The organism is Streptomyces sp. NBC_00582 (genome assembly GCF_036345155.1).
Taxonomy (GTDB): domain Bacteria; phylum Actinomycetota; class Actinomycetes; order Streptomycetales; family Streptomycetaceae; genus Streptomyces.
In genome coordinates, this window is sequence record NZ_CP107772.1 from 5,193,553 (window position 1) to 5,215,680 (window position 22,128).

General features: G+C 72.9%; 27 protein-coding genes and 1 pseudogene. 17 read left to right on the plus strand and 11 right to left on the minus strand.

The window, feature by feature from the left end:
* Nucleotides 1–163: 163 nt before the first annotated feature.
* Nucleotides 164–613 carry a DUF5707 domain-containing protein gene (locus OG852_RS23070; protein WP_133910857.1) on the minus strand — a complete coding sequence of 150 codons (450 nt, stop codon included), beginning with the start codon at nucleotides 611–613 and terminating at the stop codon, nucleotides 164–166.
* 218 nt (nucleotides 614–831) lie between these two features.
* Nucleotides 832–1,170, minus strand: a complete 339-nt coding sequence (locus tag OG852_RS23075; protein ID WP_330348836.1) for a hypothetical protein — start codon at nucleotides 1,168–1,170, stop codon at nucleotides 832–834.
* A 120-nt stretch (nucleotides 1,171–1,290) separates the two neighbouring features.
* Between OG852_RS23075 and OG852_RS23080 the strand changes: the two genes are divergently transcribed.
* On the plus strand, nucleotides 1,291–1,908 hold the full coding sequence (locus tag OG852_RS23080; RefSeq protein WP_330348837.1) for an RNA polymerase sigma factor: 618 nt from the start codon (nucleotides 1,291–1,293) through the stop codon (nucleotides 1,906–1,908).
* A complete protein-coding gene (locus OG852_RS23085) occupies nucleotides 1,901–2,887 on the plus strand; it encodes a CU044_5270 family protein (protein WP_133910860.1) in 987 nt (328 codons plus the stop codon). Before OG852_RS23080 ends, OG852_RS23085 begins: the two co-directional genes overlap by 8 nt.
* 57 nt (nucleotides 2,888–2,944) lie before the next feature.
* Here OG852_RS23085 and OG852_RS23090 read toward each other — a convergent pair.
* A pseudogene (locus OG852_RS23090) lies at nucleotides 2,945–3,034 on the minus strand (flavodoxin family protein); the annotation flags it as partial.
* Between the two features lie 79 nt (nucleotides 3,035–3,113).
* Here OG852_RS23090 and OG852_RS23095 point away from each other — a divergent pair.
* Nucleotides 3,114–4,118 (plus strand): NAD-dependent epimerase/dehydratase family protein, encoded by a 1,005-nt coding sequence (locus OG852_RS23095; protein WP_330348838.1) that lies wholly within the window; start codon nucleotides 3,114–3,116, stop codon nucleotides 4,116–4,118.
* Nucleotides 4,119–4,151: 33 nt separating this feature from the next.
* Here OG852_RS23095 and OG852_RS23100 read toward each other — a convergent pair whose 3' ends face one another.
* Both OG852_RS23100 and OG852_RS23105 read right to left on the minus strand, forming a co-directional pair.
* Complete coding sequence (locus OG852_RS23100) at nucleotides 4,152–5,264, minus strand: sensor histidine kinase (protein ID WP_330348839.1); 1,113 nt, start codon at nucleotides 5,262–5,264, stop codon at nucleotides 4,152–4,154.
* Nucleotides 5,261–5,986: a response regulator transcription factor gene (locus tag OG852_RS23105; RefSeq protein ID WP_330348840.1), complete on the minus strand. Its 726-nt coding sequence runs from the start codon at nucleotides 5,984–5,986 to the stop codon at nucleotides 5,261–5,263. Before OG852_RS23105 ends, OG852_RS23100 begins: the two co-directional genes overlap by 4 nt.
* A gap of 123 nt (nucleotides 5,987–6,109) precedes the next feature.
* Between OG852_RS23105 and OG852_RS23110 the strand changes: the two genes are divergently transcribed.
* The 3 genes from OG852_RS23110 to OG852_RS23120 are packed head-to-tail and all read left to right on the plus strand — an operon-like array spanning nucleotide 6,110 to nucleotide 8,207.
* Nucleotides 6,110–6,835, plus strand: a complete 726-nt coding sequence (locus tag OG852_RS23110; RefSeq protein WP_330348841.1) for a glycosyltransferase family 2 protein — start codon at nucleotides 6,110–6,112, stop codon at nucleotides 6,833–6,835.
* Complete coding sequence (locus OG852_RS23115) at nucleotides 6,832–7,458, plus strand: TIGR04282 family arsenosugar biosynthesis glycosyltransferase (protein WP_133910865.1); 627 nt, start codon at nucleotides 6,832–6,834, stop codon at nucleotides 7,456–7,458. Before OG852_RS23110 ends, OG852_RS23115 begins: the two co-directional genes overlap by 4 nt.
* A complete protein-coding gene (locus OG852_RS23120) occupies nucleotides 7,455–8,207 on the plus strand; it encodes a class I SAM-dependent methyltransferase (protein WP_330348842.1) in 753 nt (250 codons plus the stop codon). The genes OG852_RS23115 and OG852_RS23120 overlap by 4 nt, the downstream gene beginning before the upstream one ends.
* 316 nt (nucleotides 8,208–8,523) lie before the next feature.
* Here the strand turns inward: OG852_RS23120 and OG852_RS23125 are convergent, their stop codons facing one another.
* Nucleotides 8,524–9,747, minus strand: coding sequence for a molybdopterin-dependent oxidoreductase (locus tag OG852_RS23125; protein WP_166663436.1), 1,224 nt, complete (start codon nucleotides 9,745–9,747; stop codon nucleotides 8,524–8,526).
* Nucleotides 9,748–9,860: 113 nt separating this feature from the next.
* On the opposite strand from OG852_RS23125, the gene OG852_RS23130 reads away from it, so the two are divergent.
* Nucleotides 9,861–11,204, plus strand: a complete 1,344-nt coding sequence (locus OG852_RS23130) for a hypothetical protein (RefSeq protein ID WP_330348843.1) — start codon at nucleotides 9,861–9,863, stop codon at nucleotides 11,202–11,204.
* 29 nt (nucleotides 11,205–11,233) lie between these two features.
* Here the strand turns inward: OG852_RS23130 and OG852_RS23135 are convergent, their stop codons facing one another.
* Nucleotides 11,234–11,974 (minus strand): dienelactone hydrolase family protein, encoded by a 741-nt coding sequence (locus tag OG852_RS23135; protein ID WP_133910869.1) that lies wholly within the window; start codon nucleotides 11,972–11,974, stop codon nucleotides 11,234–11,236.
* A gap of 310 nt (nucleotides 11,975–12,284) precedes the next feature.
* Here OG852_RS23135 and OG852_RS23140 point away from each other — a divergent pair, with 310 nt between their 5' ends.
* From OG852_RS23140 to OG852_RS23155, 4 genes are all read left to right on the plus strand, one after another.
* Nucleotides 12,285–12,506 carry a hypothetical protein gene (locus OG852_RS23140; protein ID WP_133910870.1) on the plus strand — a complete coding sequence of 74 codons (222 nt, stop codon included), beginning with the start codon at nucleotides 12,285–12,287 and terminating at the stop codon, nucleotides 12,504–12,506.
* 325 nt (nucleotides 12,507–12,831) lie between these two features.
* Nucleotides 12,832–13,188 carry a PRC-barrel domain-containing protein gene (locus OG852_RS23145; RefSeq protein WP_133910871.1) on the plus strand — a complete coding sequence of 119 codons (357 nt, stop codon included), beginning with the start codon at nucleotides 12,832–12,834 and terminating at the stop codon, nucleotides 13,186–13,188.
* A 27-nt stretch (nucleotides 13,189–13,215) separates the two neighbouring features.
* The gene (locus OG852_RS23150; RefSeq protein ID WP_166663415.1) at nucleotides 13,216–13,383 is read left to right on the plus strand and encodes a hypothetical protein; all 168 of its coding nucleotides are present in this window, start codon (nucleotides 13,216–13,218) and stop codon (nucleotides 13,381–13,383) included.
* Nucleotides 13,384–13,603: 220 nt separating this feature from the next.
* Entirely contained in the window at nucleotides 13,604–14,077 is a 474-nt protein-coding gene (locus OG852_RS23155) for an SRPBCC family protein (RefSeq protein WP_133910872.1), read from the plus strand.
* A gap of 36 nt (nucleotides 14,078–14,113) precedes the next feature.
* On the opposite strand, the gene OG852_RS23160 is transcribed toward OG852_RS23155, so the two are convergent.
* Nucleotides 14,114–15,349, minus strand: a complete 1,236-nt coding sequence (locus OG852_RS23160) for an amidohydrolase (RefSeq protein ID WP_330348844.1) — start codon at nucleotides 15,347–15,349, stop codon at nucleotides 14,114–14,116.
* Nucleotides 15,350–15,642: 293 nt separating this feature from the next.
* Here OG852_RS23160 and OG852_RS23165 point away from each other — a divergent pair, with 293 nt between their 5' ends.
* From OG852_RS23165 to OG852_RS23180, 4 genes are all read left to right on the plus strand, one after another.
* Nucleotides 15,643–16,407 carry a GAF and ANTAR domain-containing protein gene (locus OG852_RS23165; protein WP_330348845.1) on the plus strand — a complete coding sequence of 255 codons (765 nt, stop codon included), beginning with the start codon at nucleotides 15,643–15,645 and terminating at the stop codon, nucleotides 16,405–16,407.
* A complete protein-coding gene (locus tag OG852_RS23170) occupies nucleotides 16,400–17,185 on the plus strand; it encodes a GAF domain-containing protein (protein WP_330348846.1) in 786 nt (261 codons plus the stop codon). Before OG852_RS23165 ends, OG852_RS23170 begins: the two co-directional genes overlap by 8 nt.
* Nucleotides 17,186–17,323: 138 nt before the next feature.
* Nucleotides 17,324–17,551, plus strand: coding sequence for a DUF6480 family protein (locus OG852_RS23175; RefSeq protein WP_133910876.1), 228 nt, complete (start codon nucleotides 17,324–17,326; stop codon nucleotides 17,549–17,551).
* 107 nt (nucleotides 17,552–17,658) lie between these two features.
* Complete coding sequence (locus OG852_RS23180) at nucleotides 17,659–18,033, plus strand: hypothetical protein (protein WP_133910877.1); 375 nt, start codon at nucleotides 17,659–17,661, stop codon at nucleotides 18,031–18,033.
* Nucleotides 18,034–18,086: 53 nt separating this feature from the next.
* Here the strand turns inward: OG852_RS23180 and OG852_RS23185 are convergent, their stop codons facing one another.
* Nucleotides 18,087–18,770 carry a DUF2637 domain-containing protein gene (locus OG852_RS23185; RefSeq protein WP_330348847.1) on the minus strand — a complete coding sequence of 228 codons (684 nt, stop codon included), beginning with the start codon at nucleotides 18,768–18,770 and terminating at the stop codon, nucleotides 18,087–18,089.
* 310 nt (nucleotides 18,771–19,080) lie between these two features.
* Between OG852_RS23185 and OG852_RS23190 the strand changes: the two genes are divergently transcribed.
* Both OG852_RS23190 and OG852_RS23195 read left to right on the plus strand, forming a co-directional pair.
* Complete coding sequence (locus tag OG852_RS23190) at nucleotides 19,081–19,869, plus strand: class I SAM-dependent methyltransferase (protein ID WP_330348848.1); 789 nt, start codon at nucleotides 19,081–19,083, stop codon at nucleotides 19,867–19,869.
* Between the two features lie 71 nt (nucleotides 19,870–19,940).
* Complete coding sequence (locus OG852_RS23195) at nucleotides 19,941–20,147, plus strand: hypothetical protein (RefSeq protein ID WP_208117076.1); 207 nt, start codon at nucleotides 19,941–19,943, stop codon at nucleotides 20,145–20,147.
* Here the strand turns inward: OG852_RS23195 and OG852_RS23200 are convergent.
* Entirely contained in the window at nucleotides 20,135–20,857 is a 723-nt protein-coding gene (locus OG852_RS23200; protein WP_133910879.1) for a polysaccharide deacetylase family protein, read from the minus strand. The genes OG852_RS23195 and OG852_RS23200 overlap by 13 nt on opposite strands.
* Before the next feature lie 331 nt (nucleotides 20,858–21,188).
* Nucleotides 21,189–22,064, minus strand: coding sequence for a polysaccharide deacetylase family protein (locus tag OG852_RS23205; RefSeq protein ID WP_330348849.1), 876 nt, complete (start codon nucleotides 22,062–22,064; stop codon nucleotides 21,189–21,191).
* Nucleotides 22,065–22,128: the final 64 nt, after the last annotated feature.

Below are 22,128 nucleotides of genomic sequence, written 5' to 3' on the forward strand. Positions count from 1 at the left end.
CACCCGAGCGGGGCCGCGGCCACAACGAGCTGCGGCCCCGCCAAGGCTGAGGGACCTCGGGGAGGCGTGGGCCGTCGCAACGAGGGAGGACGCCGGTCCGGTGACCGGCCTGACGTGGCCCCGACCACCCGCGTGGCACGATCACCCGCCCGTCCGGATCGGATCACCGTGTGAAGTCGGCCGCCTTGGTGTCCAGCGTCGTGTCGCCGTCCTCGGAGGTGGTCAGGACAGCCACGTGCCACAGACCCCGCGGGGACCCGTCGGCATCGGCGCGGGTGACGGTGACCTCATAGGTGCACCGCTCGGTGTCCCCACCCGAGGGCTTGCAGACGGCCGACTCGGCGGAGGCCATGTCCTTGGCCGTCAGCCCCTTCTTCGCGAAGGACGAGTTCGCCGGCCACGCCAGCACCTTCACGCTCTTGACATCGGAGGACTGCGTGACGTCCGTGGTGAAGGTCAACGAGCCGTCGCGGTCACCGTCGGGAGCGGTGTAGCGGGCCGTGCTGTGCGCCAGCGCCGGAGGCTGGTCCCCGGCGTAGGCGAGGGCGAAGGCACCGGCACCTCCGAGGGCGACGACACCGGCAGCCACGGACAGAACGACACGACGCGACATGAGAGATTCCCCTGACAGGCTCGGCTGGATCACACCGGCGCTCTCGGCGGCGCCGTGCACCCATCCTGGCCGCGCGGCGGGCGCCGGGTATGAGCACGCGTACTCATCTCCGGCCTGAGTGGGGTGGGTACCTTGCTGATGTGCGTGGGTGGGCGAGTGAACTCGATGCTGCGCACGGACGGTTCGTGCACCGGTTCAGCCGGTTGGAGCAGTCGGCGCTACATGTGCAGCAGCCCGACGGTGATCAGCCCCAGGACGAGAAACAGGACGCCGCAGCCGAGCAGGACGTCACGCACGACGGCTCGCCGGCCCTGCGGGGTGTCGGTCCGCCATCGGGGATCGACGGACACCTTGCCGTTGTCGAGGTTCTCCGCGAGGCGCTGCGCATCCCCCAGGTGGTACACCACGTAGCTGGTCTCCGATGTGCTGACGGACGTCTTGCGCTCTTTGCTGCGCACTCCATGAGCGGCGGCGACCGCACGGACATGCTTCGGCCGCACTCGCCACAGCGGGGCTATGTGCCAGCCTCTCAGCCAGATCTCGTCATCAGGCGTCATCCGTCGTGACTCTACGGCGCGTCAGGCTGCCCGGGAATAGGGAACTCGTCGGAGGCGAGCGGCGAAGGAGAGGTGAAAGCCCGGCCTTCACAGAATGTCTCTTGAACGAGAGGAGCCCCGATGACCGTCGAGCCAGGCGTCCGCGCGGGGGCGGAGAGCGATGCCTCGGTGATTGCGCGGTCCAGGGACGAGCCCGAAGCGTTCGCCGTGCTCTTCGACCGGTACGCGGATGACGTACATCGCTATCTGGCCCGCAGGCTCGGTGGCGAGCCGGCCGACGACCTCATGGCAGAGACCTTCACCACCGCTTTCCAGCACCGGCACCGGTACAACCCCTCGCGGGCCACGGGCGACGGTGCCCGGCCCTGGCTGTTCGGTATAGCGACCAACCTGGTCGGCCGGCACCGGCGGGCCGAGGGCCGCCGCTTCAAAGCCATGGCCCGCGTCCCGGCCCCGGCCGATCACGAGGAGCCGCTGGCCGAGCGTGCCGCGGCCCGGGTGGGGGCACAGGCCGTACGGCGCGAGCTGGCAGCGGCACTGGCCGCCCTGCCCGCACGGCACCGGGACGTGCTCCTGCTGGTGGCGTGGGGCGGTCTCGGCTACGAGGAGGTGGCCCAGGCCCTCGGTGTCCCCGTCGGCACGGTCAGATCCCGGCTGCACCGGGCTCGCAGCAAGCTGCGGGAAGCGTTGGGTGGCTCCGATCCGACGACACTGCGAGAGGTACCCGGCCATGACTGACGAACTCGAACTCCTGCGGGACTGGGACCCGGACGCCGCCCCGCTCACCGACCCGACCAGGGCGAAGGCCCGCTACCGGCTGCTCCGTGCGATTGCGCGCGCGCAGCAGCACCCCGACGCGGCCCCCAGCCGCCGCCACGCGCTCCGCCTCGCGACCGCCGCGGTGGTCGCCGTGGCGGTTACGGGAACGGCGGTACTGATCTCCGAGGGCGGCACCGACGAGGGCGATCACCCGGACCGTGCCGACCGTGTGTCGGGCACGGCGACCCCGAGGATGGGCAACGTCAGCGCCGTGACCGTGCTGAACGGGGCGGCGGCGAAGACGGGCACGGACGAGAAGCCCGTGGCGCCGCGCGGCGACCAGTTCATCTACTCCAAGCGGATCATCAAGGAGACGGAACGCGGGACCGGCGCGGTCAAGACCTACGAGGACGAGAACTGGGAGTCGGTGGACGGCTCCAAGCGCTCCCTGACCATGGAACTCGGCCGGGTGATCTGGGAGGAGCCCTTGCGGAAGGGCGAGAGCGTGTGGCCGCCTCGGGAGTGGAGCAAGCTGAAGAAGCTGCCCACCGACCCGAGGGAACTCATTCCGTACATCGCGGGCGGCGGACCGTCCAGCATGTCGATCGGTGACTTCACCGCACAAGAATGGTTCCACGCCTACTTCATGCTCGGTGAGCTCCTGAAATGGCCGTTGCTGCCCCAGGGGTTGCGTCCCGCCGCGTACGAGGCGCTGGCCCTGGTGCCCGGAGTCGAGGCGGTTCGGGGAGTGAAGGACTCCGGCGGGCGCACCGGGGTGGGGATCTCCTACCCCGAGAGCCCGTTCGCGCAGGGCAAGTACCTCATCTTCGACCCGGAATCCTATGAATTCCTGGGCTTCCGCGACGAACGGACGTCGGCGTCCGGCGACAAGACGTACATCCAGCTGTCACACGTGGTGGACTGGGCGATCGTCGACCGGGTGAGGCAGCGCCCCTAGCGGATCCTGTTCGGTTCGCGACGGGGCGAACGGTGCCTGCCGGGGCCCTGGCCGCCCGTTGCCGGTGATCAGACAGCCGCCGACGCGGCCGTAGTAGGCGTACTCGCCCCGGGGGTTGAGGAGGGAGGAGCAGGCGTAGAGGCGTTCGGCGCGCATGTCCTTACGGAGTCATGACGTACGGGCGCGGCCCCGGGGTGCGGCGCCGGTGCGGATCTAGCGTGGCCCCATGCGTGTACTGGTCACCGGCAGTGCCGGGTTCATCGGGTCCCACGTCGTGGACGCCCTGCGGGAGCGCGGGCACGAGGCGCTCGTGTACGACGTCCGGGACGATCCCGGCGCCGACGTACGGGACCCGGCGGCCGTCCGCCGTGCCCTGTCCGGGGTGGACGCCGTGAGTCACCAGGCCGCGATGGTCGGGCTCGGGAACGGGGTCGCCGACGCGGCGGAGTACGTCTCGCGCAACGACCTGGGGACCGCGGTGCTGCTCGCCGCCATGGCCGAGGCGGGGGTACGGCATCTCGTGCTGGCCGGGTCGATGGTCGTCTACGGCGAGGGGCGGTACACGTGCCCGGGGCGCCACGGGGTCGTACGGCCGGGTCCGCGGGCCGTCGCCGATCTCGACGCGGGCCGGTTCGAGCCCCTCTGTCCGGTGTGCGGGGACGCCCTCGCGCCCGGGCCGGTGGGCGAGGACGCCCCTGCCGATCCCCGCAACGTCTACGCCGCGACCAAGCTCGCCCAGGAGCACCTGGCCGCCGCCTGGGCGCGGTCGACGGGCGGGTCGGCCCTCTCGCTGCGCTACCACAACGTGTACGGGCCCCGGATGCCCCGCGACACCCCGTACGCCGGTGTCGCCTCCTTCTTCCGCTCGGCACTCGCCCGGGGCGAGGCCCCGCGGGTCTTCGAGGACGGGCGGCAGCGGAGGGACTTCGTGCATGTGAGGGACGTGGCGGCCGCCAATGCGGCCGCGCTGGAGGCGGGGGCCGAGCCGGGTGCGCTCACCGCGTACAACACCGGCAGCGGCGAGCCGCACACCGTCGGGGAGATGGCGCGGGCGCTGGCGACCGCGTGCGGCGGGCCCGGGCCGGTCGTCACCGGGGAGTACCGGCTGGGCGACGTCCGGCACATCACGGCGGACTCGTCGCGGCTGCGGGCCGCGCTGGGGTGGAAGCCGCAGGTCGGATTCGAGGAGGGCATGGCGGAGTTCGCGCAGACCGGGACGCGCGGCGCGTAGGACCCGCCGGTGGACCGGTGGTGCTGTCCGCGTTCATGAAGCCGCGGCGGGCAGCACCACCTCGAAGCGGCAGCCGCCGGGGATGTTGCGTACGGTGGCCCGGCCCTGGTGGGCCTCGACGATCCCCCGGACGATGGCGAGGCCGAGGCCGGCGCCGGCCGGGGGTGTCCGGGCGTGGGTGCCGCGCCAGCCGGTGTCGAAGACGCGCGGCAGATCCTCCTCGGGGATGCCGCCACAGCCGTCCGTCACCGACAGCACGACACCCTCGCGGGCCCGCTCCGCGGCGATCGCGACCGTGCCGTCCGCCGGGGTCCGGCGGATGGCGTTGACCAGCAGGTTGCCCAGGACCCGGCTCATCTCCTTGCCGTCGACCTCCACCGGGACCGGTTCGATCCGGCCTCCCACCAGCCGCACCCCGTGCTCCCGGGCGAGCGGGTCGGCTCCCGCGAGCGCGTCGCCGACCAAGTCGTAGAGGGAGATCCGGGCGTACGACAGCGGCAGGGTGCCCGCGTGGATGCGGGAGAGTTCGAAGAGGTCGCCGACCATGTCGTTGAGGCGTTCGACCTCGGTGCGGATCTGCCGCAGATAGCGGTCGGGGTCGGTGGCGACGCCGTCCTCCAGGGCCTCGGACATGGCGCGCAGTCCGGCCAGCGGGGTGCGCAGGTCGTGCGAGATCCAGGCGACGAGTTCGCGCCGGGAGGACTCCAACGCGCGTTCCCGCTGCCGGGATTCGGCGAGGCGGGCGCTGGTGGCGGCCAACTCCCTTCCGAGGGTCTCCAGTTCGGCGGTCGTCGGGCCGTCAGGCGCGGCGAAGTCCCCGCCGTCGCCGAAGGAGCGTGCGGCGACGGCGAGTTCACGGCTGCGGGCGACGACCCAGCGGCCCAGCAGCAGCGCGGTGGCCAGCGACACGACGGCCGCCATGGCGACGACGGTCGTGACGACGGTCAGGTCGTGCGGCGAGAGGAACATCGCCCAGGCCACGGCGAGCGTGCCCGCGAGCATGGCGACGACGCCGACCGCCGCGACCACGGCGAGCGAGGCGGTGAGCGAGCGGCGGCGGATCGGCCTGAGGACGGCCGCTCCGGCCAGCCCGGTGACGGCGGCGCCCGCGAAGGCGTACAGGACGATGAGCGCGGTGTCCCTCATGGTCGCCCCCCGCCCGGTTCGAAGCGGTAGCCCACGCCCCACACGGTCTGGATCAGTCGGGGCCGGGCCGGGTCGTCCTCGACCTTGCCGCGCAGGCGGCGGACATGGACCGTGACCGTCGACAGGTCGCCGAAGTCCCAGCCCCACACCTCGCGCATCAGGTCCTCCCTGCCGTACGCCCGTCCCTGATGCCTCAGGAAGAACGAGAGCAGGTCGAACTCGCGGAGGGTGAGGGCGAGTTCGGTGCCGTTCTTGGTGGCGCGGCGGGCGGCGGGGTCGACGGTCAGCCCCGCCGCGCCCAGCGGCCCCCCGGCGGGCGCGGGTCCGGTGCGACGCAGTACGGACTCCACGCGCAGGACGAGTTCGCGCGGGCTGAAGGGTTTGGTGACGTAGTCGTCGGCGCCGACCTCCAGGCCCAGGATGCGGTCGTCCTCGTCGCCGCGGGCGGTGAGCATGATGACCGGCACGGGCCCGCGGCCCCGCATCCGGCGGCACACCTCCAGGCCGTCCATGCCGGGCAGCATCAGGTCGAGGACCACCAGGTCGGGGCGGTGCGCGGCGGCCCGGGTGAGGGCGGTCGGGCCGTCGTCGGCACGGTCGACCGTGTAACCGGCGCGGCCGAGGTAGCCGGCGACGACCTCGGCGACGGTCGGGTCGTCGTCGACGACCAGGATGCGGGGCGACCCGTTCGCGGCCTCCCCTGGCTGATACGGCTGCTGCATGCCTCCAGCCTGGCACCGCGCCGCCGAAGGGGCGGTGCCCGGACCCCGCACCGGCCCTCGACGTCCGCGTTTCGTAAGGAGCGTCGGTCCGTTATGCCCGATTCGCGTTCGTAGGGTGAGACCGTGACGACCACTCCTTCGGACGTCGACGTGGTGCTGCCCTGCCTGAACGAGGCCGAGGCCCTCCCCTGGGTCCTCGAACGGATCCCGCCGGGCTGGCGCGCACTCGTCGTCGACAACGGTTCCACCGACGGCTCCGCCCGGATCGCCCACGCGCTCGGCGCGACCGTCGTGCACGAGCCGCGCCGGGGCTTCGGCGCCGCCTGCCACGCCGGGCTGACCGCCGCCACCGCCGACGTGGTGTGCTTCTGCGACTGCGACGCCTCCCTCGACCCCTCGCTCCTCGTCCCCTTCGTGCGCGAGGTGCGCGGCGGCGAGGCCGACCTGGTGCTCGGCCGACGGCGTCCGCGGGGACGGGGCGCGTGGCCCGTGCACGCCCGCGCCGGCAACCTCGCGCTGGCGCGGATGCTTCGCCACCGCACCGGCCTGCCCCTGCACGACCTCGGGCCCCTGCGCGCCGCCCGCCGCGAGCCGCTGCTCGGCCTCGGCCTCACCGACCGGCGCAGCGGCTATCCGCTCCAGATGGTGGTGCGGGCGGCGGACGCGGGCTGGCGGATCGCCGAGCACGACGTGCCGTATCTGCCGCGCACCGGGGTCTCGAAGGTGACGGGCACCTGGCGCGGCACCTGGCAGGCGGTACGGGACATGAGCCGCGTCCTGGCCACCGCGGAGGACGCCGGGGCCCCCGGCACCAGGGCCTCCGACGCCGGCGGGAGGGCCGTACGGTGACCACGCTCCTCGTCATCGCCAAGGAACCGGTGCCGGGGCGGGTGAAGACCCGGCTCACCCCGCCGTTCACTCCGGTTGAGGCCGCCGAGCTGGCCGAGGCGGCCCTCGCGGACACCCTGCGGACCGTGGCGGCCACACCCGCCGACCGGCGCGTCCTGGTCCTCGACGGGAGCCCCGGCCCCTGGCTGCCGCCCGGTTTCGACGTCGTACGGCAGTGCGCGGGCGGGCTGGACGAGCGGCTGGCGGACGCGTTCGCGCGCTGCGGCGGCCCGGCCCTGCTCATCGGCATGGACACCCCGCAGGTGACGCCGGAGTTGCTCGGGGTGGACTTCGCGGACTGTGACGCGTACCTCGGGCCGGCCGAGGACGGGGGTTTCTGGGCGCTCGGGCTGGCCCGTCCCGATCCCGGTCTGCTGCGGGGCGTGCCCATGTCGACGCCGGTGACGGGGGCCGTGCAGCGGGAGCGGCTGGTCGCGGCCGGGCTGCGGGTGCGCGAGCTGCCCCGGCTGCGGGACGTGGACACCGCCGCGGACGCCCACGCCGTCGCCGCCCTCGCCCCGCACGGCCGGTTCGCCGCGCGGCTGGCCCGGAGCGCGGCGGTCACCGGGCCGGAGCGGCGGTGAGCACCGCCCCCGCGCTCGCCTGGGCGACCGCCGACCCCTACGCCGCCGCCCTGCGCACCGGTCACGGCCCGCTGTTCCTGCGCCGAAGCGACGGCTGGCTGCTGCCGCTGGAGGTGGAACGCTGGTGCGCCCGGGCCGACGCGGTCGACCGGGACGTACTCGACCGGTGCGAGGGAACCGTCCTCGACGTGGGGTGCGGGCCGGGGCGGCTGGTGGCGGAACTCGCCGCGCGGGGCCGGGCCGTCCTCGGTGTCGACGTCAGCGAGGCCGCCGTCGACCACACCGTCCGGCTCGGCGGCCAGGCGCTACGGCGCTCGGTCTTCGAGCCGCTGCCCGCCGAGGGACGCTGGGGAACCGTCCTGCTGATGGACGGCAACATCGGCATCGGCGGCGATCCCCGCGCTCTGCTGCGACGGGTGGCCGGCCTGCTGCGGCCCGGGGGCCTGCTGATCGCCGAGACCGCGCCGGTGGACGTCGACGAACGCGTGCACGTCCGCATCACCGACGCCCGCTCGGCCGTGGGCGCCCCTTTCCCCTGGGCCCGCCTGGGCACCCCGGCCCTGCTCGGACACGCACGGGGCTGGCGGCCCGCCGCTCAGTGGACGGCCGGCGGACGCCGCTTCGCCGCCCTGCGCACCCGCGGCAGCCGTAGCGCGAGCAGCAGCGCCGAGCCGCCGAAGAGGACGGCGGTGATCAGCAGCCAGCGGACGGGGAAGCCGTCCGGGGACAGTCCGGTGGCCGACCGGTAACGGCGGTCCACCATGCCGCTGATCAGCGGGAACCACACGAGCAGGAGCAGCCCCGAGAGCGCGGCCGGTACCCGGACGTACATCACCCACGCCCGGTGACCGGCCGCGCCGAGCCCCCGTACGACCGCCCGGTCCGCGACGCCGTACAGCGGCAGCAGGACGAGGTCGTGCAGCAGCGCGGCCCCCACGAGCCACAGCGCCACGCCGAACCAGTCGTCGGCGAGGAGACGTACGCCCGCGTAGGCGGCGACGGCGAACGAGCAGACGAGCAGGAGCAGGGGGAGAGGGCTCCCGACGGGGATCCGCGGCCGGCGCGTCACAGGTCTCCGAACGTCATCCGGGCCACCCACTTGGTGTTCAGCACACCGGGCGCCGCGGGCACGATGATCCGCGCCGGGTAGCCGTGGTCGGGGGACAGGTCCTCGCCGTTGACATGGAGGGCGAGCAGGGACCGCGGGTCGGCCACCTGGTTGGCGCGCAGGGCCGCCTTCCTGAACGCCCCGTGGGCCTGGAGGGACTCGACGAAGACGTCCGGCGGGTCGTCGTACCCGACGAGCGCCGCGAGATCCCGCAGCCGTACGCCCCGCCACCACTGGTCCGACGTCGACCAGCCCTCCACGCAGGCGATCGGCAACGACGCACTGTGCAGGGGGAGTTGGGCGAGCCGGGCGCGGCTGAGGCGGACGGTTCCCGTGCGGCCCGTGACGACGAGCCGCCACGCGTCCTCGTCCGTCTCGGCGGCGTCGATGCCGGCGTACGCGGCGGTCTTGTTGATCTGGAAGCCGTTCGGGCCGGTGCCGGGGTCGGCTCCGCCGTGCGGGGCGAGGAGGGCGGTGCGGCGCAGGCCGTCGAAGTCCTGTCCCACCGTGGTCAGGAACAGCAGCAGGGAACCGCCCCCGACGAACCACAGGGCACCCCGTCGGGAGACGGTCGGCTCCAGCGGGTCCGGGGACACGAGGTCGTTCCTCTCCTCCCGCCCCTGCCTCAGGTTGCGCAGCGCCGTCGGCGTCTTCAGCGCCGCGTGGGCGACGAAGGCGGCGAAGAAGACCCAGGCGCCGTAGAAGTGGAGGGGGTAGAAGGAGCCGGGGAAGACGTAGTTCAACTGAACGTTGAACACACCCGTCACGAACTCGAAGAGTCCGCCCCCGACCAGCAGCAGCAGCGAGATCCGCTCCAGGGCGTGCGCGAGCGAGCGGGCCGGCGGCAGCGTGAACAGGCGCGGCACCACCGACCAGAGCTTGGCGAGCAGGACGGGGATCAGGGTGAGGCCGAGGGTGACGTGGACGCCCTGGTTGAACCGGTACAGCCAGTGCGGGTCCGTCGGCCAGGAGAAGAGGTAGAAGCCGAGGATGCCCTTGTCGGGTGTCTTGTCGTTCACCGGCGACAGGTCCGGGTTGTAGGCGGCGTACGAGACCAGGCCCGTCACGAACAGCACGGTGATGCCGACGAGCAGGACGAGTCCGAGCACCGAGGTGAACCGGGGGCCGCGCACGGGGCTGCGCCAGAAGCGGGGTGAGGTGGGCGATACGGGGAGCCGCATGCCCCGACCGTAGGCCGGAACACCCCTGGTGGAGGGCGTGCGACTGATGACGAAACGCTGACGTCCGGCCCGGACGGCGGTACGGCGTCGGCCGCGCGGCCTAGCGTTCCGCTGTGACCCGCGCCCCGCTCCGCCCGCGACTTCGCGATCTGTACGCCGCCCTGGCCGCGGCCCTCCTCGTCCTCACGGCCGTGCTGGTCGGCCGCGGCATCGAGGAGACCCACCACACCCTGCGGGTGAACTGGCCGCCGCTGCTGGCCACCTGGGGCCCGCACACGGGACCGGGCACCTGGGCCGCCGTGGCGGTGGCGGCGGCCGTGGTGGCGTACGGCCCCGCAGTGGCCGTACGCCTGCCCTGGCGGGCCCTGCTCGCCACGGCCTGGGGCTCGGCGACGGCGTGGATCCTCTCCCTCGCCCTGATCGACGGATGGCACCGGGGCATCGCCGTCCGGCTCACCACCCGCCACGAGTACCTCCAGGTCGTCGGCCGCTTCCACGACGTCCCGGCGACCCTGCGCGACTTCACCCACCACATCCTTCTCCACTCCCCCGACAACTGGCCCGCCCATGTCGCCGGCCACCCGCCCGCCGCCACGCTCACCTTCGTCCTGCTCGACCGGATCGGGCTGCGGGGCGGGGGCTGGGCCGGGATGTGGTGCGTCACCGTCGGGGCGACGGCCTGTGTGGCCGTCCTCGTCACGGTCCGCGCCCTGGCCGACGAGGGGCTCGCGCGGCGGGCGGCCCCCTTCCTGGTCCTCGCCCCGGCGGCGGTGTGGATGGGCACCTCCGCCGACGCGTACTTCGCGGCGGTGGCCGCGTGGGCTGTGGCGCTGCTGGCGCAGTCCGTCACCCGGGGCTCCCCGCTCGCGGCCGGAGCGTCCGGCCTGCTGTTCGGTCTGACCTGCTACCTCTCCTACGGCCTGACCCTCTTCCTCCTCGTCGGCGCCGCGGTGGCCTGGCTCGGCCGGCACCGGGTCCGCCGACGGCCGTTCCCGCTCCTCGCGTTCCTCGCGGGGCTGGCGGTCGTTCCGACGGTGTTCACCCTGGCGGGCTTCGACTGGTGGGAGGCGTACCGGCTGCTGGTGACGCGCTACCACCAGGGCGCGGGCGGTGTGCGGCCCTACGGCTACTGGGTGTGGGCGAATCTCGCGTGCGCGGTGCTGATCACCGGCCCGGCGACGGCGGCGGGGCTCCGGCGGACGGCCGCCGTACTGCTCCGACGGCACACCGAGCCGCAGGGCGACGTCCGTCTGGCGTTTGTGGTGACCACCGCCCTGCTCGCCCTCCTCGTCGCGGACCTGTCCGGCATGAGCAAGGCCGAGACGGAACGCATCTGGCTCCCCTTCGCGGTGTGGCTGCTCCCGTCCTGCGCGTTCCTGCCCCGCCCTCGCGCCTGGCTCACCGCCCAGGCGGTGCTGGCCCTGCTCCTCAACCACCTGCTGCGCACCGGGTGGTGACCGCCCGGGGTGCCGGGCGGTCACCGGGTTCAGCGGTGGGAGCCGCTCCCCTTCAGGTGGCGGTCCAGGAAGCGGCAGCCGTCCTCCAGTTCGAACCAGGGGGTGCCGGTGTGGCCGCCCGGATTGGCGTGCAGGGTCTTCTCTCTGCTGCCGAAGGCGTCGAACAGGTCCAGGGCCCGTTGCCGGGGGTTCCCCTCGTCGTCCCATTGCAGCAGGAACAGCAGCGGAACGGTGACCTGCCGGGCCTCCTCGCGCTGGGCACGGGGCACGTACCCCCCGGCGAAGAAGCCCGCGGCCGCGATGCGCGGCTCGGCCACCGCCAGCCTGATGCCGAGGGCGGTCCACCCTCCGGAGTAGCCGACCGGCCCGTCGATCCCGGGCAGTTCGAGGAGGGCGTCCAGCGTGGTCCGCCATTCCGGGACCGCGTTCTCGACCAGCGGGCCGACGAGGGACTCGAAGATCTCGTCGACCGGCTCGCCGGCCCGCATCGCCCGGCGGAGGTCGGCACGGGCCTGCTCGTCGGCGGCGGAACGGGGGCGGTCACCGCACCCGGCGGCGTCGATGGTGGCCACCGCGTAGCCGCGCGCCGCGGTGTAGCGGGCCCGGGCCACCAGCCGGGGATCGGCCTTGGGCAGGCCGTTGTTGTGGGCCATCAGGACCAGTGGGGCAGGGGCGGATCCGGGCGTCCACAGGGTGCCGGGGATCTCGCCGAGGGTGAACTCGCGTGCGAGGACACCGTCGTCGAGGTGCTGTTCGGAAGTGAAGTGCACGGTCGTGCCTTTCGGGAGGGCTCGCGAACGGCGCTCCCGGACGACCTATCGCCCGGCCGTGACCCCGGAGGGGAGCACCCATGTCGATACGTTCACGGGTACCACCTCCTCGTTCTCCGGCACGGCTTCCGGAACGCTAGCAGCGGTCGCCGTGGTCCGCCAACGGATTCTCGCGGGGGCCTCGGCGCGGCGGTTGCGGTTCCAGGAGGACGGACTACGGAGACAGCCCGGCAGACGGAGAGCGGCACCCCGGAAGACCGCCGGTCCTTCGCCTCACGTCCCGGAGCCGAGGAGGCGCATACTGGGGGCAATGACAAAGCCCGATGCACCGAAGCGTCATCTGCCCACCAGCCCCTTCAAGGCCCCGGTCACCTCGGCTCCCAAGCATTTCGCCCTGGGTGACCAGGTCACGCACGACATGTATGGTCTCGGCCGGGTGATCGGCATCGAGGACGGAATCGCGGCGCTCGTGGATTTCGGCTCGGCGCAGGTACGCGTGTTGAGCCCGTACACCAAGATGATCAAGCTGTAGGACCACTGAGCCCGGTCACGGGACGCCAGGTCCCCTCACGGACCTGCACAAAAGGGAGCCCTCTCATCGATTCGACGTCGCTGTTCTCCGCCCTGGAAGGGCAACCCCGCTCTTCCGCGGCGGCACCGCCGCCGCCGGCGACCAATCCCTTCCAGGCCCCGGACTTCGGGGTGGACGAGCCCGTACCGGACGAGGAGGCACAGGAGGCCGCCTGACCCGGCTGACGGACGGCCGCAGGAGTAGCGTGGACGGGGAGGAGAGGGCCGGGAGAACGTCTCCGGGCCCGGTCCGATCTGCACGCCGGGGGCGGAGTCACGGAGCAGGCATGATCCACGCGGCCGATGTCCGGGAGTGGCGCGAACACGACGTGATCGACCCCAGGGGACGGAAGATCGGCACGCTGGAGGCCGTCTATGTGGACACGGCCACCGACGAACCGGCCATGGTCACCGTCCGTACGGGGCTGCCCACCCGTCAGCGCCTGGTCTTCGTCCCGCTCGACGAGGCGGTCCTGGGGCCCGGCTACGTCAGGGTCCCCCACGCCAAGGGGACGGTACGGAAGGCACCTTCCATCGGGACGGACGACGTCCTGCCCGCCGAGCGGGAGGAAACGATCTTCCGCTACTACGACATGACGTACCGGCCGGGCGTGCACGGCGAACGCCAACTCGCACGGCGCTGACCCTGCCCGGAGGTGGTCGGTTTGTGGGTGACCTTTCTGCTGCTTCTCCTGGTGGCCGTCGTGCTGGGAATCATCGGCACGACCGCGGACGACCTGGGCTATCTGCTGGCCGTAGGAGTCGTGCTCTTCGTGGCCGACGTGGCCTGGGCCGTGACGACGGGCTCCCGCCGCGCCCGCCGACGTCCGGTTCGCTGACCGCACCGGAGCCCGACCGTTCGACGCCGGAGGGCCCGGGTCCTGCTGCCTGGGCCGCGAGCGTGGGCACGCCCTGGTGGGCCGGCTCGGCGCCCCGGGCGTGGACCCGGCCGCCGACCGCACCGACCGAATCGTGTGATCATTCCACTGGCCGAGGTCTTCACTCCGCACGGCCGGGTACTCGGTGCCTCCGACAGGACGACCTGACGAGGAGGATCCGATGAGCACGGTCAAGGAAGCGGTCGACGTGGACGTCCCGCTCCGTGCGGCGTACGGCCAGTGGACGCAGTTCGAGGAGTTTCCCCGCTTCATGGAGGGCGTCGAGGAGGTCCGGCAACTCGACGACCGGCACAACCACTGGACCACCGTCATCGGCGGGGTGCGGCGTGAGTTCGACACGGAGATCGTCGACCAGCTCCCCGACGACCGGATCACCTGGCGGACCGTCACCGGGGAGACGCAGCAGCGCGGATCGGTCCGGTTCGAGCGGATCGACGACATGCACACGCGCGTGGAGCTCACGATGGAGGTCGAACCCAGCGGTCTGGCCGAGAAGGGCGCGGACGCGCTGGGCATGATCGACCGACGGGTGAAGGGCGATCTGCGCCGCTTCAAGGACTACGTCGAGGGCAGCGGCGGCGACGCCGGCTGGCGCGGCCGTATCCAGCCCGGTGACCCCGGCCGGACTCTCTGACGGCCCGGCACCACCTCCGGCCGGCTCGGCGGGCGATCAGCCCCGAGCCGGCCGGAGCCGTACCGGCGCGGGGGCCGGGGAGGTCCCGTCGGGGGAAGACCGCCTCGAAGGGTGCTCGGCCCAGGCACGGCCGCGCAGTTCCGGGTCCCCGAGGACGTCCAGGCCCGTGCAGGCCAGTGCCTCCACGACCGCCGTCAGCACCTCGCGGGCCCGTGCGGAGGCGCCCGCCCTGGCGAACCGAGGGGTGTGGTCGCCGCCGTCGGCGTCCATGATCGCGACGAAGGGATGGATGGCCGGCACCCGGCCGCTGACGTTGCCGATGTCCGAGGAGCCCAGCCGGACCCCCGGGGCGGGCGGGGTGAGGGTGATGCCGGCCCTGGTCAGATGACCGGCGAAGTGCTCGGAGAGCACATGGTTGTCCCGGAAGTGCTCGTAGCGGACGCTCGCCCGCTCGACCTCGAAGGACGTGCCGGTCGCGCGCGCGACCCCCTCCGCGCAGACGCGCAACCGCCCGGCCAGGTCGTCCAGGGCGCCGGTGGTCGCGGCCCGCAGCCCGAAGCGGCCCTCGGCGTGGTCGGGGACGATGTTGGTCGCCGTACCGCCGTGCGTGACGATCCCCTGGATGTGAGAGCCCTCCGGCAGCCGGCGGCCGAGCGCCGACAGCACGTTGAACAGCTCGACCAGGGCCGCGAGGGCGTCGACGCCCTCGGTCGGGTTGCCGGTGGGATGCGCGGCCCGGCCCCGGAAGGCGACCCGGTACTGCTCCTGCGCGGTCAGCGGCGCCCGTACCCAGTCGTGGACGCCGGGATGGAACATCAGCGCCGCGTCGACCTCGTCGAACACCCCGGCCCGCACCTCCAGCGCCTTGCCGCCGCCGCCCTCCTCGGCAGGTGTGCCCACCGCCAGCACCGACCCGTCGACACCGTCCCGCACCGCGTCCACCACCAGCGCGGCCCCGAGGCCGGCGGCGGCGATCAGATGATGGCCGCACGCGTGCCCGAGGCCGGGCAGGGCGTCGTACTCCAGGAGGAACGCCACGGTGGGCCGTCCGCGGCCCGAGCGCGCCGTGAACGCCGTGGGCAGGTCGGCCACGTTCCGCCGTACCGCGAACCCCGCCCGTTCCAGCTCGCCGGTGAGCAGGGCCACCGCGTGGTGCTCGGCGAAGGCGGTCTCGGGGTCCGCGTGCAGCGCCGCCGCCACGTCCCACAGCGCATCCGCCCGTCGGCGCACCTCGTCGCGGACCCGGCCGTACGGGGGTGGCGAGCTGGACATCCGGGTCCTCCTGTGGGTCGACGGCGGTTTCCCGCGGCCCGGGTTCCCCCGAACGCCCCCGGGCAGACCCCGGGCGTTTCCGGCCGGGCGCAGCGGACACTCGGGGAAGGCGGCAACAGCGGGACAGCAGGAACGACGGGGCGACCGACGGCACGGCGGAGCCCCGGAGGCCGGATGCGAGAAGACGCGACTTGGGCCGTCGCGCCGGCGGGCGGACCGCGGCCGACGGTCGGCTCCCTGTGCCAAGATCGGACGCAGCCGTGGTACGGAGTGGCCGTGGGGAGGTGATGGTCATGGCCGGTGACGACCTGCTCGGCGGCGGAGACGCCGAACCGGAGACAGAGGCCCAACGCGCCCGCATCGCCCATGAACTCGTGGCCGCCGTACGCGGCCTCCCCCCTGCCGCCGTGCCCGAGGCGCTGTGCCGGACCTGCGTCACGCTGCTCCCCGCGGTGTCGGGGCTGTCGGTCTCGGTACTGGGGGAGGGCTCGGACACCGGCGTGGTGCTGTGCGCCAGCGACGGGGTCGCCGCACGGCTGGCGGAGATCCAGTACACCCTCGGCGAAGGGCCGTGCCGAGAAGCGGTCCGGCTGCGCGCCCCCGTCCTCGCGACCGATCTGACCCGCGCCCCCGACACCCGCCGCTGGCCGCTGTTCTCCGTCCAGGCGGCCAGGGCCGGGGCCGAGGCGGCGTTCTCGCTGCCCCTGGGGAGCGTGGGCAGCTCGCTGGGCACCCTGGACCTGTACAACGAGAACGCCGGCTCGCTCACCGCCGATCATCTGCGGACCGCGCTGCTGGTGGCCGATGCGGTCACCCTGGCCGTCATCGCCCTTGATCACGCTTCCCCGGCCCCCGAAGGAGTCGTAACGTGGCTGGCAGGAGCGGAAGCCGACCGGGAGGAGGTGCACCAGGCCACCGGGATGATCATGATCCAGCTCGGAGTGAGCGCCGAGGAGGCGCTGCTGCGTCTGCGGGCGCGGGCCTTCACCCAGGGCCGCACCTCCACCGACGTGGCCCGGGCGATCATCGACCGCACCGTGGACCTCCGCGATGACTGAACGGCCGGTAGACGTGAACGAGCAGCCCGGGGAGGCGACCATGAACCGCGAGCGGGAGCTGGCGCAGGCGTTCGTCGCCCTGTCGGACACGTATGCGGCCGAATTCGATCCACTGCAACTCTTCCACCATCTGGTCCAGGCCTGCCGTGATCTGCTGGACGTGGACGCGGCCGCCGTGATGGTCGCCGACGCCCGCGGCCGACTGAAGACGATGGCGATGACCGACGAGGACGCCGCCGTCGCCGAACTGCTCCAGGTGCAGAGCGGCCGGGGCCCCTGCATGGACTGCTTCCGCACCGGCCGGCCCGTGAGCGTCCCCGACATCGCCGCCGAGCACCAGCGCTGGCCCCAGCTGGTCACCGCGATGATCGAGGCCGGGTACGACGCCCTCCAGGCGGTTCCGGTACGGGTGCACGAACGCCCCCTGGGCAGCCTGACCCTGCTGCGCCGACGTGCCGGGCACCTGACCGACGACGACGTCCATCTCGCGCAGGCCCTCGCCGATTCCGCCGCGCTCGGCCTGATGCACTGGTCCATGGAGCCGAACCGCGTCGACGACGTCGTCACGCGGGTGCAGAGCGTCATCGCGGCCAAGGCCACCCTGGAGATCGCCAAGGGCATGATCGCCGAGCACGCGGGCACCAGCATCGGCGAGGCCGCCCGCCTCCTCGACTGCTACGTCAGCGAGCGCCACCTCCGCCTCACCGAGACGGCGTACGCCCTGGTCACCCGCACCATGCCACCGACCGCCGTCGTCGAGGCCCGCCCCCGGCGGTGACCCCCCGCGATGCCCCGGCCGGCCTTGCCGGGGTAGCTGAACAGGACGGTGCCCGACCGGCGGCCCGATTACCGGCCGCGCCGCGTGGGGGAACGGTCGTCGAGGGGTACTCGGAGGGCCGAGAAAGGAGCGTGCACGATGACGACTCCCGACCCCGAGCCGAGGCGCACCCCTGGACTCGAACCGGGCGGCGGGGTGGCACCGGGCGAGACGCCACCCGCCGAAGGCGGCATCTACGGCATCTCGCATCCGGAGCCTCCCGAGCTGCGCAAGGGATGGGGGGCGATGCCGCTCGTCCTCATCATGGCCGTGGTCGCGCTGGTGGCGGTCGGGCTGATCGCCATGGTGGTGGCCCTGATCGCGTAAGGCGCCCGCCACCGCAACGGCCGCGACATCCACGGGATGTGGACGGCGAGAGTTCACCCCACCGGGCGGCGCGCAGACACCGCCCTCAGAACAGGCAGGTCGAACCCATGACGAAGAAGCCACGCCCGTCCGAGCCCGCACACGGTGAGGGCCCGAGCCGCCACCGGGGCACCGGCCAGCACGGCTGGTCCCCCGACGTGGACGAGACACGACAGCAGGAGAACCCGAGCGCCCGACGCTCGTTCCGGACCGAGGAGTACGGCGGCGACCGGGGCCCGGGCCGGACGAAGTCCAAGGAGGAGACACGGCCGGTCCCGGGCGACACGGTGAGGAGCGACAGCACCCGCGGTGAGGAGTACGGCGACTCCGGCCAGAAGGGCCACCGGTCCACCGGGCGCAAAGGTCGCTCCGGGCGTCCCAGCGGCACCAGGGACGCCTCCGGAGTGACCGGCGTGGACCCGCAGGACTCGCAGAACCCGTAGGACCCGCGGTCCGGACGCCGACCGGCCGGCATGGCGAACCCCCGAACGCGGCCTCACAGGACGATGCAGGTCCCTGGCGGTTCGGGGGTTCGTCTGCCGTGGGCGGCGTGGCGTGGCTTGGCCGCCTTGGGCGAGACCTGGCCGACGATCTCCCAGAAACACACCAGCGCGGTGATCGGCGGAATTCCGAAGATGACCAGTGAGAGCAGGGAATGCGAGGCGTGGGTGATGCACAGGCTGACCGCCATCGCCGAGGCGCCCAGCAGAACGCACCACGATCCCCGCGCACTCCGCCCCTGAACGGTTGCCCGCAGTACGGACAGGGCCGCCACCAACCACGGCCCGTACACCGTCAGCGGCCACCACTGCGCCAGCCTCGGCGGCAGCACGGCGGACGCCGTTCCACGGAGCTGGGCATACGAATAGGAAAACGACCAGCCCAGCATGCAGACCGCGCACACGGAGATCATCGCGATGAGGATCGTGACGGGTGCGTTCCGCTCGCTCTCCGGCTGTCGGCCGGACTCGGCCTGCAGCTGCCTCCGCATCTTCCGGTGCCCCGCCCTGCCGGTCGGCCGGTGTCCGCTGCCTGCGGGGCGCGTCGGGTCGGGGCCGGTCACGGAGGCCCCGGAGCCCCCGGACAGCATCTGGGCCAGCTCTTCGGCCGGGTCCCACTGAAGGTCGATCGTGTCGAACGTGGGATCATAGGAGATCTCCGCGTTGTAAAATCCATCCATCACACAGGTCCTACAGCCGTTCCATCGCCTGTCGATATTCACTTTCCAACCGATTCATGCTTCTCAGAAAATCGGCGAGAAGATCCGAAGAATCGTCGACGAAGACTTCCGCTTCATCCGACTTCACATAAAACGTGAAGATGGAGCGACGATTTCCGGCGGTAAGCGTTTCCGTGTGTGTCACGGCCGTCTAACGAGGTACGGCGGAGTCCCAGATGCCGGTTGTTCGGGTATTCGCGTCCCCCTTAAGAGGTACCCGAGGGAACCATGGGGAAAAATGTGGGCATCCGGATTTGCTTATGAACGTTACATGGGACGCTGGAGCCGGGTCGTCGCGCGGTCCTTCGTGACATGGCTCGACCGGCCGGCCGGTCTGCGCTGGCTCGACGTGGGATGCGGCACCGGTGTGCTGTCGACCGTGGTGAGCGGGGCGGGCCGGCCGCGGCTCGTACTGGGGATCGACCGGTCCGAGGCGTTCGTGCGGACGGCGGCTGCCCGCGCCGGCGCCGATGCTCCGGTGCGGTTCCTGGTGGGCGACGCGATGGCGCTGCCGCTGCGCGCCGCGTCCTGGGACGTGGCCGTGAGCGGTCTCGCGCTGAACTTCCTGCCCGATCCGGCCGAGGCCGTGGCCGGGATGGCGCGTGCCGTCCGGCCGGGCGGTCCGGTCGCGGCCTATGTGTGGGACTACGCCGGGGACATGGGCCTGCTGCGCCGCTTCTGGGACGCGGCCGTCGCGGTGGATCCCTCGGCCGCCCCGTGGGACGAGGGCCGTCGCTTCCCCCTCTGCCGGCCGGAACCGTTGCGTGCGGTGTGGGCCGAGGCGGGCCTCGTCGGCGTGGAGGTCACCTCGATCGAGGCGCCCACCGTGTTCACCGGCTTCGCCGATCTGTGGGAGCCGTTCCTCGCGGGACAGGGACCCGCCCCTGCCTACGTCGCCGCCCTCTCCCCCGGCCACCGGAACAGGCTGCGGGACGCGCTCGAGGCGGCGGTGCCCAGGGCGGCGGACGGAACCATCACACTCGGCGCACGGGCCTGGGCGGTACGGGGACACACCCCGGACCGCGCCCACGCGTCCGGTCCCCGACCTCCTGCCCGGTGACCGCACCCCGGGCGAGTCGCTCGACTCCTGTCCGCCGCCTACCGCCCCCGCAGGACCGGCGGCCGGCCCTCGTGGAACCGACCGCCGAGGGCCGTACGACGTTCCCGCGCGCCGCGACCGTGCACGCCGGGGTCGTGGAGGCGTACTTCGTCGAACCGCTGACGCCCGCCGACCACACCCGGCTGACCGGCGCCCTGGGCGAGATCGACAGGACACTGCGCGCGGACGGCGCCCGGGCAGGTGTGCCGACGGGCGTCCGGCTGGGTCACGGCCGGTAGGCGGCGCGGTTGTGGTAGGTGACCTTGCCGACGGGCAGCGTGGCCGGGGCGAAGAGCTGGTCGACGGTCACGAAGTGGAAGCCGCGCGCCGTGAGGGCCCTGATGATGCCGGGCACCGCGTCGACCGTCGTCCGGTGGATGTCGTGCAGGAGGACGATGTCCCCGGGCCTGGTGTTCGCGTTGACGACCCGGATGATCCTCGCGGTGTCGCGGTACTTCCAGTCCAGGGTGTCGACGCTCCAGTGCACCAGGGGCCGGGCGGCGGCCGCGCGGACCGTCGCGTTGTGGGCGCCGTAGGGGGCGCGCACGGTGGTCGGCTTCTTGCCGGTCGCCTGCTTGATCGCGGCGTCCGTACGGGAGAACTGCGACCTGACCGCCGCGGCGCTGAGCCTGGTCAGGTCGGCGTGATCCCAACTGTGGTTGCCTATCTGGTGGCCGGCGCGCGCCGCGTCGCGCGCCGTCGACGGGTACCTCTGGACGTTCTTGCCGACCAGGTAGAAGGTCGCGCTGACGCCGCGGTCCTTCAGGATGCGCAGCAGCCGCTGGGTGTCGGCGACCGGCCCGTCGTCGAAGGTGAGGGCGACGCACTTGACCCTGCGGCAGTCGACGGTCGCGGCGGTGGTGGTGGCGGAGGCGGACGTGGCGGTGCCGGCCAGCGTGCTGCCGCACAGGGCGGCGGTGACGGCCGAGATGACGAGGCGTCGGTGCATCGGGACCCTCCAGGCGCGGTGAACTGCCCTTGCGGACAGTTGACTTGCCCAGTTGGACAGCCGTGGGGGGCACTTGGATGCCGATGCGATTCGGCCACTTCCCCCACCGCGCCCGACGCCTGGCACGACGAGGAGCACCGCCCGACGGCCCACGCCGGCTGCGGCGCGTCACCGGGCCGGGGCGTCGTCCATGTCGAACTGCCGGGGACACGCGGATCGAGCTGGGCGGGGTCCCCGCCGGGCGGCAGATCGTCGCGCCGACCGCGCAGGGCACCGGGAAGGGCCCGACATCCCCGGCTGAGCGGGGAGACGACCGTCGGGTGCGGGTCCGCTACAGGTAGTCCTCCAGGGCGGCGACCGTGAAGCCCTGCTGGTGGATGTGGCGGAGCAGGTTGGCCGTCATCTCGGTGATCGTCGTGCCCTTGAGCTCGGAAGGGCCGCGGAAGTGGGCCAGGACGATGTCGCCCGGCTTGAGCTTCCCGGTGGGCGACTGGTACTGCATGTTCTTGATCTGCATGGACTCGCGCCACAGGACGATCGCCTGCAGTCCGCAGGAGGCCGCGGCGGCACGGGTGTCCTCGTTCCAGTTGCCGTAGGGCGGCCGCAGCAGCCGGGGGGCGGTGCCGTACTCGTCCTTCAGCCTGCTCTGCTGGCCGCAGATCTCCTGCTTCTGGGCGGAGGCTCCGAGGGTGCGCAGGTCGGGGTGGGTCAGGGTGTGGTTCTGGACGCCGTTGCCGAGGGCCTGGAGCTTCTTGAAGTAGCCGTAGTCGGAGCGGATGGCGGCGTCCGTCAGGAACATCGTGAAGGGGATCCTCAGCTCGCGCATCATCGTCACGAACTTCGGGTCCTTCTCCGCCCCGTCGTCGAACGTCAGGAAGACGATCTTCTTCTCGGTGGGTATCTCGCTGATCACCGGCACCGTGCCGGCGCCGGTCCGCAGCCGCAGCGGCTTGCCGGCGGGCGGGGCGGGCGGCGCGGCGAGCGGCTGGAGGCCCCACTTGCGGTAGGCGGCCTCGACGGCCGCCCGCGCGTCGCCCTCGCCGCCGCGGGACGGCTCGGAGCGGGGCGTGCGGGAACCCGGTGCGGTGGAGGAGGGCGCGGCCGGACGGGCGTCCGCGTCCCCCGTGGACCCGGCCGTGCAGCCCGTCGTGGCACCCGTCGCGAGAAGGGCGCAGGCCAGCGCCGCTCCCCTGATCCACCTGCGCACCGTGCCGCCCCTGTCGTCCGCCCGCGCCCCGCTCTGTCCCCCTGCTTGATGTCGAACACGGGTC

What these genes read in the sequence shown, in the direction of transcription:
- OG852_RS23070 (WP_133910857.1), bottom strand. Translation starts at nt 613, where the DNA reads ATGTCGCGTCGTGTCGTTCTGTCCGTGGCTGCCGGTGTCGTCGCCCTC.
- OG852_RS23075 (WP_330348836.1), bottom strand. Translation starts at nt 1,170, where the DNA reads ATGACGCCTGATGACGAGATCTGGCTGAGAGGCTGGCACATAGCCCCG.
- OG852_RS23080 (WP_330348837.1), top strand. Translation starts at nt 1,291, where the DNA reads ATGACCGTCGAGCCAGGCGTCCGCGCGGGGGCGGAGAGCGATGCCTCG.
- OG852_RS23085 (WP_133910860.1), top strand. Translation starts at nt 1,901, where the DNA reads ATGACTGACGAACTCGAACTCCTGCGGGACTGGGACCCGGACGCCGCC.
- OG852_RS23095 (WP_330348838.1), top strand. Translation starts at nt 3,114, where the DNA reads ATGCGTGTACTGGTCACCGGCAGTGCCGGGTTCATCGGGTCCCACGTC.
- OG852_RS23100 (WP_330348839.1), bottom strand. Translation starts at nt 5,264, where the DNA reads ATGAGGGACACCGCGCTCATCGTCCTGTACGCCTTCGCGGGCGCCGCC.
- OG852_RS23105 (WP_330348840.1), bottom strand. Translation starts at nt 5,986, where the DNA reads ATGCAGCAGCCGTATCAGCCAGGGGAGGCCGCGAACGGGTCGCCCCGC.
- OG852_RS23125 (WP_166663436.1), bottom strand. Translation starts at nt 9,747, where the DNA reads ATGCGGCTCCCCGTATCGCCCACCTCACCCCGCTTCTGGCGCAGCCCC.
- OG852_RS23140 (WP_133910870.1), top strand. Translation starts at nt 12,285, where the DNA reads ATGACAAAGCCCGATGCACCGAAGCGTCATCTGCCCACCAGCCCCTTC.
- OG852_RS23145 (WP_133910871.1), top strand. Translation starts at nt 12,832, where the DNA reads ATGATCCACGCGGCCGATGTCCGGGAGTGGCGCGAACACGACGTGATC.
- OG852_RS23155 (WP_133910872.1), top strand. Translation starts at nt 13,604, where the DNA reads ATGAGCACGGTCAAGGAAGCGGTCGACGTGGACGTCCCGCTCCGTGCG.
- OG852_RS23160 (WP_330348844.1), bottom strand. Translation starts at nt 15,349, where the DNA reads ATGTCCAGCTCGCCACCCCCGTACGGCCGGGTCCGCGACGAGGTGCGC.
- OG852_RS23165 (WP_330348845.1), top strand. Translation starts at nt 15,643, where the DNA reads ATGGCCGGTGACGACCTGCTCGGCGGCGGAGACGCCGAACCGGAGACA.
- OG852_RS23170 (WP_330348846.1), top strand. Translation starts at nt 16,400, where the DNA reads ATGACTGAACGGCCGGTAGACGTGAACGAGCAGCCCGGGGAGGCGACC.
- OG852_RS23175 (WP_133910876.1), top strand. Translation starts at nt 17,324, where the DNA reads ATGACGACTCCCGACCCCGAGCCGAGGCGCACCCCTGGACTCGAACCG.
- OG852_RS23180 (WP_133910877.1), top strand. Translation starts at nt 17,659, where the DNA reads ATGACGAAGAAGCCACGCCCGTCCGAGCCCGCACACGGTGAGGGCCCG.
- OG852_RS23185 (WP_330348847.1), bottom strand. Translation starts at nt 18,770, where the DNA reads ATGGATGGATTTTACAACGCGGAGATCTCCTATGATCCCACGTTCGAC.
- OG852_RS23190 (WP_330348848.1), top strand. Translation starts at nt 19,081, where the DNA reads ATGGGACGCTGGAGCCGGGTCGTCGCGCGGTCCTTCGTGACATGGCTC.
- OG852_RS23200 (WP_133910879.1), bottom strand. Translation starts at nt 20,857, where the DNA reads ATGCACCGACGCCTCGTCATCTCGGCCGTCACCGCCGCCCTGTGCGGC.